This is a genomic window from Streptomyces sp. 6N223 (genome assembly GCF_052246635.1).
Taxonomy (GTDB): Bacteria; Actinomycetota; Actinomycetes; order Streptomycetales; family Streptomycetaceae; genus Streptomyces.
The window spans coordinates 26754-41114 of record NZ_JBQQCA010000045.1 but is presented as its reverse complement, the minus strand read 5'-3'; the positions used below and the strand labels follow the sequence as shown (position 1 = coordinate 41114).

Annotated in this window: 8 protein-coding genes; 3 read left to right on the top strand and 5 right to left on the bottom strand. The window is 73.7% G+C overall.

Translation table 11 applies throughout. The annotated features are described in order from the left end of the window. Nucleotides 1-6: 6 nt before the first annotated feature. Nucleotides 7-435: an Rv3235 family protein gene (locus ACTWQH_RS24210; protein WP_443288835.1), complete on the bottom strand. Its 429-nt coding sequence runs from the start codon at nucleotides 433-435 to the stop codon at nucleotides 7-9. A gap of 108 nt (nucleotides 436-543) precedes the next feature. Here ACTWQH_RS24210 and ACTWQH_RS24205 point away from each other — a divergent pair, with 108 nt between their 5' ends. The 3 genes from ACTWQH_RS24205 (at nucleotide 544) to ACTWQH_RS24195 (ending at nucleotide 7085) form a co-directional block, all read left to right on the top strand. Continuing rightward, nucleotides 544-1047: a DUF6912 family protein gene (locus ACTWQH_RS24205; RefSeq protein ID WP_443288834.1), complete on the top strand. Its 504-nt coding sequence runs from the start codon at nucleotides 544-546 to the stop codon at nucleotides 1045-1047. A gap of 160 nt (nucleotides 1048-1207) precedes the next feature. Further along, nucleotides 1208-1942, top strand: a complete 735-nt coding sequence (locus ACTWQH_RS24200) for an HAD family hydrolase (protein ID WP_443288833.1) — start codon at nucleotides 1208-1210, stop codon at nucleotides 1940-1942. Nucleotides 1943-2117: 175 nt separating this feature from the next. After that, complete coding sequence (locus ACTWQH_RS24195; RefSeq protein WP_443288832.1) at nucleotides 2118-7085, top strand: NAD-glutamate dehydrogenase; 4968 nt, start codon at nucleotides 2118-2120, stop codon at nucleotides 7083-7085. 112 nt (nucleotides 7086-7197) lie between these two features. Here the strand turns inward: ACTWQH_RS24195 and ACTWQH_RS24190 are convergent, their stop codons facing one another. The 4 genes from ACTWQH_RS24190 to ACTWQH_RS24175 form a co-directional block, all read right to left on the bottom strand. Next, complete coding sequence (locus tag ACTWQH_RS24190) at nucleotides 7198-8109, bottom strand: carbohydrate ABC transporter permease (protein WP_443288849.1); 912 nt, start codon at nucleotides 8107-8109, stop codon at nucleotides 7198-7200. An 11-nt stretch (nucleotides 8110-8120) separates the two neighbouring features. Beyond that, nucleotides 8121-9422: a carbohydrate ABC transporter permease gene (locus tag ACTWQH_RS24185; RefSeq protein ID WP_443288831.1), complete on the bottom strand. Its 1302-nt coding sequence runs from the start codon at nucleotides 9420-9422 to the stop codon at nucleotides 8121-8123. Nucleotides 9423-9483: 61 nt separating this feature from the next. Further along, entirely contained in the window at nucleotides 9484-10857 is a 1374-nt protein-coding gene (locus tag ACTWQH_RS24180; RefSeq protein ID WP_443288830.1) for an ABC transporter substrate-binding protein, read from the bottom strand. A 209-nt stretch (nucleotides 10858-11066) separates the two neighbouring features. After that, nucleotides 11067-13907 carry an FHA domain-containing protein gene (locus tag ACTWQH_RS24175; RefSeq protein ID WP_443288829.1) on the bottom strand — a complete coding sequence of 947 codons (2841 nt, stop codon included), beginning with the start codon at nucleotides 13905-13907 and terminating at the stop codon, nucleotides 11067-11069. Nucleotides 13908-14361: the final 454 nt, after the last annotated feature.

The following is a 14361-nucleotide window of genomic DNA, read 5'->3' as shown; positions in this document are numbered from 1 at the left end:
CAGGCATCAGCGCACCGTGTCGAGCTCGACCGCGCAGCACAGCCAGCGGCCGTCCTCGCCTCGCTCCAGGCGGAAGGCGAGCGCCCGCGTCCTGCCGCCCGTCGCGATGCGTGCGAACGCCTCGATGGCGTCCGGATGCGGACGGCACGCCCCCACACCCCGCAGCATCGGCGTCGCGCGGTGGCCCGGCGGCGGGCGCAGCGGGGTGCGCGGCGCGATGCGGCCGAGCTGCTCGTACGCCCCCGGGCGCGTGTGGCGCATCAGCGCATGGACGGGCCGGTGGCCGCTGAGCACCATCAGCAGTTGTTCGGCGAACCAGTCGTGCGGCAGGCGCCGCCGCCCGGGCCTGCCCGTGGCGGCCGGGCGCCGCCCGTCGGCGCGGCCCGGCGGCGCGACCGGTCCGGGACCGCGCCTGCTCGTCCTCACATGGCTCATACGACCACCCCCGTGACACTACTGAACAGTAACTAGCGCGGATCGTAACCAAGTGGGCACGGAACGGCAAGGGGAGCGCGAAGCGCGGAAGCCCGTATTCTTGCCCGGGTGCGCGTCTACGTTCCCCTCACGCTCCCCGGCCTCGCCCGGCTGCACCGGACCGGGCAGGCGGGACCGGCGCCCCTGACGGCCTACGCCGTGACGCCGGCGCTGCGCGAGTGGTATCGCGAGGGCAACCAGGAGGAGCTGGAGTACGCCGCCCTCAGCCGGGCCGCCGAGGCCTCGCTGCGGCTGCTGGCCGCCGATCCCGACGCGCCGCGGCGGCGCGTGGTGCTGGCGGCCGACGTGCCGGACCGGACGGCGGTCGCCGACCCGGCCCGGGCCCTGTCGGCCGAGGCGCTGGGCGAGGTGCGGCTGAGCGAGCCGGTTGCGGTGGCCGCGGCCGCGTCGGTGCACGTCGACGCCGCCGACGCCGAGGCGGCGGTCGCGGCCGCCTCCGCCGCCGTGGCCGACGCCGACAAGGGCGACGAGGACGCCCGGTTCACCGTGGACGGCGCGGCCGACCACGAACTGCTGTGGTACGCGGTGCAGGAGATCGACCGGCTGGTCTGAGCACGCGCCGGTGCGCGCAGCGCTGCGGCGCGCGGGCCCCGGCGCGCGCTGCTCGGCGCCCAGCGCGCGGCGCCCGCGTTTCCTCGCGTTCCCGGGCCGGTCACCGCCGCGGGCGCAATCCGCTTCGCGGTTGTCAGTGGCGGCCTTTACCGTCGAAGGCATGGCTGAACCGACGCGACCACCGACCTCGACCCGGGCCGACGCCCCCCGCCCGGCCCACATCATCTGGGACTGGAACGGCACGCTGCTCCACGACATCGACGTGGTGATCGAGGCCACCAACGCCTCATTCGCGGAGGTCGGCATACCGCCCATCTCGCTGGAGCGGTACCGGGAGCTGTTCTGCGTGCCGATCCCGCGCTTCTACGAGCGGCTCATCGGGCGGCTGCCCAGCGACGAGGAGTGGGCCGTCATCGACAGCGCCTTCGACCGGCACTACACCGCCCGCGCCGAGGCGGCCTGCCTGGCGGAGGGGGCCGCCGGGCTGCTGGCGTCCTGGCAGGAGGCCGGACAGACGCAGTCGGTCTGCTCCCTGGCGTCCCACGAGCGGCTGCGGCCCTGGGTGGCGCGGCTCGGCATCGACCGGCACTTCGTGCGGATCGACGGGAGCAACGGACGGGGCGCCATCAACGGAAAGTCCCGCCAGATGGCCCGTCACCTCGCAGCGCTGCACGAGACGCTGGACGGGCTCGACCCCGGGCGGACCGTCGTCATCGGCGACGCCACCGACGACGCGCTCGCCGCCGCCCACGCCGGCGCCCGGGCCGTCCTGTACACCGGGGGCTCCCACAGCCGCGGCAGCCTGCTCAGCGCCGGGGTGCCCGTCGTGGACACCCTGGCCGAGGCGGTGGCCGTGGCGGCGGACCTCGTCGGTGCCCGGGGAATAGCGCCCTGACCCCACACGCCCCGACGGGGAAGAGTAACTTTAGCTACGTGATCAGCGTGAGCTCCCTCGTGGAGGCGGCGGGAGGCGGCGAAGACGACCGCCCGCCCTCCCGGGATCGCGCTGCGCAACCTTATCCCGACGTCACGCAACGGCGCGCGACGTGCGCGGCAGGAGAGCCACAGGAATGCAGACCAAGCAGCTGGACGAGGCCAAGAGCAATCTGCTGGCGCAGGCAGCCAAGGTGGCCGGGCAGGCCCCGGTCGGCGGGCAACCCGCACACGGCATGGACGCCCCAGCCCTCAGCGCCTTTCTCCAGCGCTACTACCTGTATGTCGCCCCCGAGGACCTGACCGACCGGCAGCCCGAGGACATCGCGGGCGCCGCCATCTCCCACTGCAAGCTGGGCGCGCACCGCCCCCAGGGCACGGCCAACCTCCGCGTCTACACCCCGACCGTCGACGAGATGGGCTGGACCAGCACCCACACCGTCGTCGAGGTCGTCACCGACGACGTGCCCTTCCTCGTGGACTCGGTCACCAACGAGCTGACGCGGCAGGGGCGCGGCATACACCTCGTCATCCACCCGCAGATCGTCGTGCGCCGCGACGTGACCGGGCGGCTGCTCGAGGTGCTCGACGACGGCCAGGACCCGCACGGCCCGGCCGCCACCACCTACGACCGGGCCGGGCTGCCGGCCGACGCCGTGATCGAGTCGTGGATCCACGTCGAGACGGACCGCGAGACCGACCCCGACGACCTCAGGCAGATCGAGGCCGACCTGCGCCGGGTGCTCGGCGACGTGCGCGAGGCCGTCGAGGACTGGCACAAGATGCGCGCCGCCGCCCTGCGCATCGCCGAGGGGCTGCCCGACGAGCCGCTGTCGGAGAGCATCGAGCGGGGGGAGGTCGGGGAGGCCGCCGAGCTGCTGCGGTGGCTGGCCGACGACCACTTCACCTTCCTCGGGTACCGCGAGTACGAGCTGGTGCGGAGCAACGGCGGCGAGCAGGACGCGCTGCGCCCCATCCCCGGCACCGGGCTCGGCATCCTGCGCTCCGACCCCAGCCACGACCCCGGCGCGCCCCACCCGACCGCCTCCGCGGCGTTCAGCAGGCTGTCCCCCTCGGCCCGCGCCAAGGCGCGCGAGCCGCGGCTGCTGATCCTCACCAAGGCCAACAGCCGTGCCACCGTCCACCGCCGCTCCTACCTGGACTACATCGGCGTCAAGACCTTCGACGACCAGGGCAGGGTCGTGGGCGAACGCCGCTTCCTCGGGCTCTTCTCCGCCGCCGCCTACACCGAGTCCGTCCGCCGGATTCCCGTCGTCCGGCGCCGCGTCGAGCGCGTGCTGGCCGCCGCCGGGTTCGGCCCCGACAGCCACAGCGGGCGGGACCTGCTGCAGATCCTGGAGACCTACCCGCGCGACGAGCTGTTCCAGACCCCGGTCGGCACGCTGCGCAACATCACCACCGCCGTCCTCCAGCTCCAGGAGCGGCGCAAGCTGCGGCTGTTCCTGCGTCAGGAGGAGTACGGGCGGTACTACTCGGCCCTGGTGTACCTGCCGCGCGACCGGTACACCACCCACGTCCGGCTGCGCCTGACCGAGATCCTCACGGAGGAGCTGGGCGGCACCGGCGCCGACTTCACCGCCTGGAACACCGAGTCGGTGCTGTCCCGGCTGCACTTCGTGATCCGCGTCGAGCCCGGCACCGAGCTGCCCGAGCTCACCGACGGGCAGGTGGACCGCATCGAGGCGCGGCTCGCGGAGGCCTCGCGCTCCTGGACCGACGGCTTCGCCGACGCGCTGGTGGCCGAGTGCGGCGAGGAGCAGGCCGCCGAGCTCGCCCGCCGGTACCTCGGGGCGTTCCCCGAAGGCTACAAGGCGGACTTCCCGCCGCGCGCCGCCGTCTCCGACCTGCAGTACGTGATCGGCCTGTCCCCGGAGGTCGCCGGCCGGGACTTCGCGCTCAGCCTGTACGAGCCGGTCGGCGCGGCGCCCGGCGAGCGGCGGTTCAAGATCTACCGCACCGGCGAGCCGGTCTCCCTCTCCGCCGTGCTGCCCGTGCTGCACAACCTCGGCGTCGAGGTGGTCGACGAGCGCCCCTACCTGCTGCGCCCCGCCGACGGCCCGACGGCCTGGATCTACGACTTCGGGCTGCGCATCCCCGAGACCCTCGCCAGGAACCTCGGCGGCGCCGCCCGCGAGCGGTTCCAGGACGCCTTCGCCGCCGCCTGGACCGGCTCGGCCGAGAACGACGGATTCAACGCCCTGGTGCTCACCGCCGACCTCACGTGGCGTCAGGCGATGGTGCTGCGCGCCTACGCCAAGTACCTGTGGCAGGCCGGCGCCCGGTTCAACCGGGAGCGCATGGAGGCCACGCTCCGCAGGAACCACCACACCACCCGGCTGCTGGTCAAGCTCTTCGAGGCCCGCCTCTCCCCGCAGCGCCAGGTGGCCGGCCTGGAGCTGACCGACGCGCTGCTGGCCGAGCTCGACGGCGCCCTGGAGGACGTGAGCAACCTCGACGAGGACCGCATCCTGCGGGCCTTCCTCACGGTCATCAAGGCCACGCTGCGCTGCAACTACTTCCAGAACGCCAGCGACGGCCGGCCGCACACGTACCTGTCGATGAAGCTCGACCCCAAGGCCATCCCCGACCTGCCCGAGCCGCGCCCGGCCGTCGAGATCTGGGTGTACTCGCCGCGGGTCGAGGGCGTTCACCTGCGGTTCGGCAAGGTCGCCCGCGGCGGGCTGCGCTGGTCCGACCGCCGCGAGGACTTCCGCACCGAGATCCTGGGCCTGGTCAAGGCCCAGGAGGTGAAGAACACCGTGATCGTCCCGGTCGGCGCCAAGGGCGGCTTCGTCGGCAAGCGGCTGCCCGACCCGGCGGTCGACCGCGACGGCTGGCTGGCCGAGGGCATCGCCTGCTACCGCACCTTCATCTCCGGCCTGCTGGACCTCACCGACAACCTGGTGGACGGCGAGGTCGTGCCGCCGCAGGCCGTCGTGCGGCACGACGGCGACGACACCTACCTCGTGGTCGCCGCGGACAAGGGCACCGCCTCCTTCTCCGACATCGCCAACGACGTCGCCCAGTCCTACGGCTTCTGGCTCGGCGACGCCTTCGCCTCCGGCGGCTCCGCCGGGTACGACCACAAGGGCATGGGCATCACCGCCCGCGGCGCCTGGGAGTCCGTCAAGCGGCACTTCCGCGAGCTGGGCCACGACACCCAGACACAGGACTTCACGGTGGCCGGCATCGGCGACATGTCCGGCGACGTCTTCGGCAACGGGATGCTGCTCTCGGAGCACATCAGGCTCATCGCCGCCTTCGACCACCGCCACATCTTCCTCGACCCCGACCCGGACACCGCCGCCTCCTACGCCGAGCGCCGCCGCCTCTTCGAGCTGCCCCGCTCCTCCTGGGCGGACTACGACGCCCGGCTCATCTCCAAGGGCGGCGGGGTCCACCCGCGCACCGCCAAGTCGATCGCGCTGACCCCGCAGGTCCGCGAGGCGCTGGGCATCAGCACCGGGGTCGCCGTGATGACGCCCGCCGAGCTGATGCGGGCGATCCTCAAGGCCCCCGTCGACCTGCTGTGGAACGGCGGCATCGGCACCTACGTGAAGTCCGCGGCCGAGTCCCACGCCGACGCGGGCGACAAGGCCAACGACGCCATCCGCGTCAACGGCCGCGAGCTGCGCGCCAAGGTGGTAGGCGAGGGCGGCAACCTGGGGCTCACCCAGCGCGGGCGCATCGAGTACGCCCAGGCGGGCGGGCGCTGCAACACCGACGCCATCGACAACAGCGCCGGCGTCGACACCTCGGACCACGAGGTGAACATCAAGATCCTGCTGAACTCGGTGGTCGCCTCCGGCGACCTGACGGTAAAGCAGCGCAACGAACTGCTGGCCGGGATGACCGACGAGGTGGCCGCCCTGGTGCTTCGCAACAACTACGCGCAGAACGTGGCCCTCGCCAACGGCCAGACCACGGCGCCCGGCCTGATCCTCACCCATCAGCGCCTGATCCGCCGCCTGACGGAGGACGGCCGCCTCGACCGGGAGCTGGAGTTCCTGCCGTCGGACGAGGAGATCGCCGAGCGGCGCGCCGTCGGCAAGGGCCTGACCCAGCCCGAGCTGTCGGTGCTGCTGGCCTACGGCAAGCTCGCGGTCACGGCCGAGCTGATCGGCACCGAGCTGCCCGACGACCCGTACGTCGGCCGCCTGCTCCACGCCTACTTCCCGACCGCCCTGCGGGAGCGGTTCCCCGAGCGCATGGAGTCCCACGCCCTGCGCCGCGAGATCATCACCACACTCCTGGTCAACGACACGGTCAACGTCGGCGGCTGCTCCTTCCTCCACCGCATGGGGGAGGAGTCCGGGGCCTCCACCGAGGAGATCGTGCGCGCCCACACGGCCGCCCGCGCCATCTTCCGCATCTCCGACATCTGGGACACCACCGAGCGGCTGGACAACGAGGTCAGCGCCCACGTCCAGACCCGCGTCCGGCTCCACGCGCGGCGGCTGGTCGAACGCGGCGCCCGCTGGCTGCTCAACAACCGGCCGCAGCCGCTCAAGCTGACCGAGACCATCGAGCTCTTCGCGGAGCGCGTCGGTCAGGTCTGGGCGGAGCTGCCGAAGCTGCTGCGCGGCCAGGAGCTGGAGTGGCACGGCAAGATGCACGACGAGCTCGTCGCCAGCGGCGTTCCCAGGGACCTGGCCCGGCGGGTGGCCGGATTCTCGGCCGTCTTCCCCGCGTTGGACATCGTCGCCGTCGCCGACCGCACCGGCAGCGCGCTGATGGACGTCGCGGAGGTCTACTACCACCTCGGCGACCAGCTCGGCATCTCGCAGCTCCAGGACCGCGTCAGCGCGCTGCCCAGGGCCGACCGCTGGCAGTCGATGGCGCGCACCGCGATCCGCGAGGACCTCTACGCCGCGCACCAGCTGATCACCGCCGACGTGCTGGCGGCAGGCGGCGCCGACGCCACGCCCGAGGAGCGCTTCGCGGCGTGGGCGCACCGCAACGCCGCGATCCTCGGCCGCGCCCGCGCGACGCTGCGGGAGATTCAGGCCTCCGACACGTTCGACCTCGCCAACCTCTCGGTCGCGATGCGCACGATGCGGACGCTGCTGCGCACGAACCGCTGAGCGGAGCCGCGTGGCGGCCCGCACAACGCCAGGGCCCCTTCCGCCGCGGAAGGGGCCCTGGCGTTGTGCGGGTTACGCGGTTACCGGGTTCGCGGGCGACGGGGGAGGAGGCTCACTTCACCGCGCCCGCCATCACGCCCGAGACGAACTGCCGCTGGAAGGCGAAGAAGACCGCCAGCGGGATGACCATCGTCAGGAACGCCCCCGGGCCCAGCACCTCGATGTTGCTGCCGAACTGGCGGGTCTGCTGCTGGAGCGCCACCGTCATCGGCTGCGAGTCGGCGTCGGCGAAGATCAGCGCCACCAGCAGGTCGTTCCACACCCACATGAACTGGAAGATCGACAGCGCCGCGATGGCCGGGCCGCCCAGTGGGAGCACCACACGCGCGAACAGCCGCACCTCGCCCGCACCGTCCAGCCGCGCCGCCTCAAGCAGCTCGCGCGGGATCTCCGCGAAGAAGTTCCGCAGCAGGAAGACGGCGAACGGCAGCCCGAACGCCGCGTGGAAGAGGACGACGCCGATGATCGACCCGAAGATTCCCAGGTTGTTGAAGAGCTTCGACACCGGGATCAGTGCCACCTGCACCGGCACCACCAGCAGCCCCACGACCACCAGGAACCACCAGTCGCGCCCGGGGAACTCCAGGCAGGCGAAGGCATACGCGGCGAGCGCGCCCACCACGACGACCAGGACGGTGGCGGGCACCGTGATCGCGATCGTGTTCCAGACGGAGTTGGTGAAGGTGTCGCTCTCCAGCAACTCCTCGTAGTTGGCCGTGGTCCACTGGCCGGGATCGGTCAGCGCCTCCCACCAGCCCGAGGCCGCGATGTCGCGCGGGTCGCGGAAGGACGAGGCGAGCAGCCCGGCGGTGGGCATCAGCCACACCAGGGCGATCACGATCAGCACCACCCGCATCGCGCCGCCCCCGGCGAGGGAGGCCAGCCGCGAGGCGAGGGACGGCTGGGGCGGCCCGCCGGCCTCTGCCCCGGCCCCCTGCTTCGGTTCTGGCAGCTGAGCGGTCATGGTGGGAGTGGTCACCGCTTGTTCTCCCGTCGCAGCCGTCGGATGTTGTAGACCATCACGGGCACCACCAGCAGCAGGAGGAACACCGCGATCGCGCTGCCCACGCCCTGGTTGCCGCCGCTGGTGAAGGACTCCTTGTACAGCGCGAGCGCCAGCACGTTGGCGTCCGCCTGACTGGAGGTCGGGGGGATGACGAGCACCAGGTCGAAGATCTTCATCACGTTGATCATCAGCGTCACCACCACCACCCCCAGCACGGGCGCCAGGATCGGCACCGTCACCCGGCGGAAGACCTGCCACTCGTTGGCACCGTCAACCCGTGCGGCCTCCAGCGTCTCGCGTGGCACGCTGGCGAGGCCCGCGGCGATGAGCACCATGGCGAATCCGGACCACATCCACACGTACGAGCCGACGATGGCCGGAGTGACGAGGCTCGGGCCCAGCCAGTCAACGCCGTTGTAGGGCGCGGCGAAGCTGTCGGCGGCCAGCCGCAGCTGAGCGCCGTCCGCCTCGGCGGGGAGCGCGAACGTTCCGTCGTCCCCCGTCGTGTCCGAGGCGACCACCTCGCCGTCCTTCACCGCCTCCACGGTGATCCCGGCCAGCGCGGGCTCCGCGGCGTCCACGGCGTTGTCCGTGCCCTCGCCTCCCGGGGTGAAGTCCATCCAGACCGTGCCTGTGACCTGCTCCGGGTCTCCCGCCCGGGGCTCCTTCGCCGGATCCGCGCCCTCAAGCTCCGGCGGCGGCACCGCGACCAGCGGCAGCAGCGCGGGCTCCCCGGCCGCGACGGGTGCGTCCAGCAGATAGGAGCCGTCGTCCTGCGGCGTCAGCGGGCCGTCGGGGCGCGGCTCGGCGTCCGGCCACTTGGAGGTGGGGGAGAAGGTGTCGTGCACCGCGGTGACCACGGCGTTGGCCACGCCACGATCCGGGTCCTGCTCGTAGACCAGCCGGAAGATGATGCCGGCCGCCAGCATCGAGATCGCCATCGGCATGAAGACGATCAGCTTGAACGCCGTGGCCCAGCGAATCCGTTCGGTCATCACCGCGAATATCAGGCCCAGCGTGGTGCAGACGGTGGGAGCGACCACGATCCAGATCACGTTGTTGCGCAGCGCGGTCTGGATGTCGTCGTTGGTGAAGATCTCGCCGAAGTTCTCCAGCCCGACGAATCCCTCTCCCGACTTGTCGAAGAGGCTGCGCCACAGCGTGTACACGATCGGGTAGACGACCAGCGCGCCGAGCAGCAGTAGTGCGGGCAGCAGGAAGCACACGACCACCCAGGAGCGGGCCTTGATCACCGCATTGCCGGATGCCATGGGATTCAGTCTCCGTCCGTCCGCTCATTCGTCAGCGAGTTCGTGTCCATCGGCGGGGCCGTCACTCCTCGTACGCCCTGTTCGCCTGCGCCTCCAGGTACTGCTGGGCGCCCTCGACGTCGTCGGGATCGCGCAGGAAGTTCTGCAGGCCCTGCCACATCCCCTGTCCCGTGGTCCCGCCGAAGGCGGCCGGAGTCTGGTCGGACATGTCGAACCGGAAGTCGTTGCCCGCCTCGACCAGCGCCTCGCCGATGGTGCGCTGCACCTCATTCGGGTAGGCGTCCAGGTCCATGTCGCTGTTGGGCGAGATGTAGCCGCCCGGCTCGGCCCAGATCCGGGCGGCGTCGGGGGTCGCGAGGAACGCCAGCAGTGCCTCCTGGGCCTCGCTCACCTTGCCGTCCGGGGTCACCGCGACCGCCGCGTCCCCCGCCGTCACCACCGGGGACTGCCCGCCGCCGACCGCCGGGAAGGGAAAGACCTGGGCGTTCTCGCCGACCACCGCGTCGGTGCTGTCGTTGATGACCGCCCCCACGAAGTCCGCCTCGAAGACCATCCCGGCCAGCGGGGTCTGAAGGTCGGTGAACGTGTTGGTGACGGAGGTGGGGAAGTCCGTCTGCAGCGCGCCGTCCGTGCCGCCGGCGATCAGCTGCTCCTCCCCGAACAGCGCGCCGAGGGTGGTGAGGGCCTCGGCGACGCTCGGGTCGGTCCAGGGGATCTCGTGAGCCGCCAGCCGGTCGTACATCTCGGGGCCGGCCTGGGAGAGGTAGATGTTCTCGAACCAGTCGGTCAGCGGCCAGCCGTCGGCGCCCGCCACCGAGACGGGGTCGGTGCCCGACTCCCACACCGTCCACGCGGTGTCGATGAAGCCGTCCCAGGTCTGCGGCGGCTCCACTCCCGCGTACTCGAAGGCTGTGGTGTTGTACCAGATCAGCGACTTGTTGGCCGCCTTCACGTACACGCCGTACTGCTCGCCCTCGTAGGACCCGAGGTCCCGCCAGCCCTGGGCGTAGTGGGCTTCGAGCTGCTCCTCCACCATCTCGCCGACCGGCGCGATCCAGCCGCTCTCGGCGAACTCCCGCAGGACCCCCGGCTGCGGCACCATCACCACGTCCGGCGGTGCCCCGCCCTCGATCCGGCTGCCGACGAAGCTGGAGACGTTGTCGCCGCTGGGCACGTACGTGACCGACGCGCCGGTCTCCTGCTCGAACGCCTCGACGACGCGCATGAAGTTCTCCTGCTCGGCGCCGGTCCACACGGCGGCGACCTCCAGGCTCTCCCCGCCGAGGTCGGGCAGCTCGATGGAGGAGATCCGGACGTCGGTCCCGCCTCCGCTGTCGTCGCTGGAGCAGGCTGTCAGCGTCAGCGCGCAGGCCGCCACGGCCGCCGCGACCGCACGGGTGGCCTTCCGCCCCGGATTCCGGACCGAACCGCGCATGAATCCCTCTCCATCCGGCTCCACGGTCATCAGGCACGGCGCGGCACCTTCACAACCGGCACAGACCTGCCACGCCGCACGTCCTGTGCCGAAAGTCCTACGCCCGCCCGACCGGGCAGGCAACCCCGACCACATTGTCAAGTGTTCTTTGTGACCGCCCTGTTACCCCTGACCAGGTCATATCGGCCCGTGTCACCCCCCGGCATCGCCTAGACGAGGCTGGCGGTGGCGGCCTGACCCGACTGCGCGGCCCGGGCGGCGGCGCTGGCGAGCAGCGCCACGTCGGTCGGGCCGTTCCCCAGCTCACGGACCGGCCGCCGGGCGGGCGGGTCGCCGACGCGGGCCCAGTCCAGCCGCACCACGGTCGGCCGCAGCGTCGAGGTGCGCGGGATCCGGCCGGTCACCCGGGCCGCCTGGAACGCCACGGTCCCGCCGTCGGCGCGCCACAGCTCGGCCCGGCCGGGTGTCCTGCCCGTCAGCGCGACGCGTATGCCCCCGCCGGTCGTGTCCTGCGGCAGCACGCTGCCCGGCGTGCCGGCCGTGACGAGCCGGACCCCGAGCCGGTGCCCGTCGCGGACCGCCGCGTCCAGCGCCCGCACCACCGAGCCCGCGGCCTGGCGGCCGGGGGCGCCCAGCGGCGGCGACAGCAGCGCGTCGATGTCGTCGACGAGCACCACCAGCCACGGCAGGGGGCCACTGCCCGCCACGCGCATCGCCGGGGTGTCGCCCTCGCCGCGCGGCTCCCCGCGCGCCTCCTCGCCCGAGGAGCGCTGCCCCACCACACGAGCGCCCCCCGCCCGAGCGCCCCCCGCCCCGGATCCCGAGGCCGCCGACTTCGCCGAGGTGCCCGCCGCCGAGGCCGAGAACGCCGTGAAGTCCGCCTCGCCCAGCAGCGCGGCCCGCCGCTTCAGCTCGTCGCGCAGCGCCTGCGCGAACGCCCGCAGCCGCACCGGGTCGGTGGCCCCCACGTAAGAGGCCACATGCGGCAGCTCGGCGCCCGGCCGCAGGCCCTCGCCAGCGCCCTCGACCAGCAGCAGCGAGAGATCCGCGGGCGCCTGCGCCGCCGCGAGGGAGGCGGCCAGCGAGCACAGCAGCTGCGTCCGGCCCGAGCCCGGCTCGCCCTCCACGCGCAGCGGCCCGGCGGCCTCGGCCAGCTCGGCCATCGCCAGGCCCTCGGCCGTCGCGCCGAGCACCAGCGGCAGCCCCGCCCGACGCCGCCACCGCTCCCGCAGCGCGCCCGGCGTCACGCGTGGCAGCTGCAGTACGTCCAGCAGGCGGCAGCTCGCGGGCGGCCCGGCGGCATCCGCGGCCGCCGCCTCCCCGGCGCTCTCCTCGCGGACGGGGGCCAGCGCCCGCGCGAACCGCTCGGCCCAGGCGGCCGACACCGCGTCCACCGTCGCCACCGGCCCGTGGCCGCCGCCGTGCGCCCCGGCCGCGCCGGTCCCGGTCAGCCGCAACGCCGAGGCCACGGCCCCGCTCAGCAGCCCGACGGCGCCGCAGGCGGCGAAGGCGGGGGAGGACTCGCGGGCAAGGGTCAGGGTCTCGGCCAGCGGCGAGGCCGGCGTGGCCGCGGGCGCCTCGGCCAGGCACAGCAGGTGTATTCCGGCGGCCGGGCCCGTCACCGCGAGCCGCGCCAGCGCCTGCGCCAGCGCCGGGGCGCTCCCGACGTCGCCGTCGACCAGCACCACCGTGCGCCGCCCGGACCCGTCCCGGCCCGCCTCGCGCTCCGCCAGCTCCCGGACGCGGGCCGCCGCCTGATCCCGGTCGAAGCCCATCAGCAGCCCGCAGTCCTGCCCGCGCGTGGGGCGCAGGTGCGGCAGCCATCCCAGCCACGACCACTCCTCGGCCCGGCCGGGCGCCACCACCACCAGCTCCAGCGCGCTCGGCGGGTGCAGCGCGGCGAGCTGGGCCAGCAGCGAACGGGCCAGGCCGGTCAGCCGCTGCCGCGGCCCGGCCAGCCCGAGCGAGCCGGCCTCGGGGAGGCCGACCACGACCGGGGCCAGCCGCCCGCCGGGGCGCTGCGTGGTGCCGAGGCGCAGGCCGAAGGCGTCGGGGTGGGCGGCGTCGCGCTCCCACAGCCGGGGTGCCGCGCCGCCGCCGGGCTCCAGGGCCGTCAGCAGCAGCGTGGCGGGGTCCGGCCAGCGCGCCTCCTCGGCCGCGTCCGCCGGGTCCGCGGGCGGCGGTGCCTGCCGCGCGGGCTCGGAGGAGCCCGGCGCGACGCGGGGCAGCGGGAGCCCGGCGTGCGTCTCGCCGGACCCGCCCAGCCGCCTGGCCCACCCGGCCAGCCCTCGCGTGGTCCGCCGTGCCGCGGGCGGGCCCGGCTGCCGCGGCGGGCCGGGCGGCTGCGGCGGCACGGGCGGCCCGGGTGGCACGGGTGGCACGGGTGGGGACGGCGGCCCCGCCGGAACGGCCGGATCGCCGGGCCCGCCCGCCGCGGAAACGCCGGCCGACGCGCCTCCGGACACCAGCCGCAGCGTGGTCTCGCCCAGCCGCAGCGCCGCGCCGAGCGGCACCCGCACCGGACCGCCGACCACCGGCTCGCCGCCGAGCAGCGTGCCGTTGGTCGAGCCCAGGTCGGTGACCGTGACCGAGCCGTTCTCGCCCAGCGAGACCGAGCAGTGCAGCCGCGACACGTCCGGATCGTCTATCGGCACGTCGGCCCGGGCCGACCTGCCGATGCGCACCTCCCCGCCGCGCAGCAGGTGCACCCCGCCCGCGTCCGGGCCCGAGACGACCAGCAGCCGGGCCGGAACCGGCTCGGGAACGGGCATGGCCACGGGGCGGTCGAACGCCAGCACCGCGCCGTCCACCAGCGGCGGGTGTCCCAGCAGCGCGCGCCGGGGATCGAGCCGCAGGTCGCCGCAGAAGAGCGCCGCCGGCGTGCCGGAGCCCGGTGCGGCGGCGGCCGACAGCCCGCTGAGCACGTCGGCGAGCGGCGTGTTCTCCGGGGCGGTGAGCTGCACGTCGGCGCCGCCCCGGCCGCCGGGCTCGCCGGGCGCGCCACGGCCACCCGGCTGCCCGAGCACGGTCACCCTGATCTGGATCGGCATCGGCCCCCTCCCGGTCACCTCACTGGCCCAGGCTGCTACGGCGTGGCGAATGGCTGGCGTCTTGCTTGGCTGTCCTGCATGGCTGACGCATTCAGATGGTGATGCTGAAAGCATCCTCGCACCCGCCACCGACAGTCCGTCCCGCCAGCGGCAGTTAGTGATCTTGATTGGCCAGATCTGACCAGATCTGATCGATGACGGCCCGGTGCACCGGCCGGTCACACGGCCCTGGCCTGGCCGTCCCGCCGCCTGCCCGGTGGCCGGGATCGACCAGAAACAGCCCCACCGCGCAGGCGCCCGGCCCTCAGCGGTGCCCCCAGCGGTCGGGCGGCGTACGGCTGCGTTCGGCGGCGTTCGGCTGCGTTCGGCGGCCCGGGGGCAACCGCCCGGCCGACCCCCCGCGTCCCACCAGGAACACCGTCGGCAGACCGAACTGACGGCCGTCCGGAGGTTC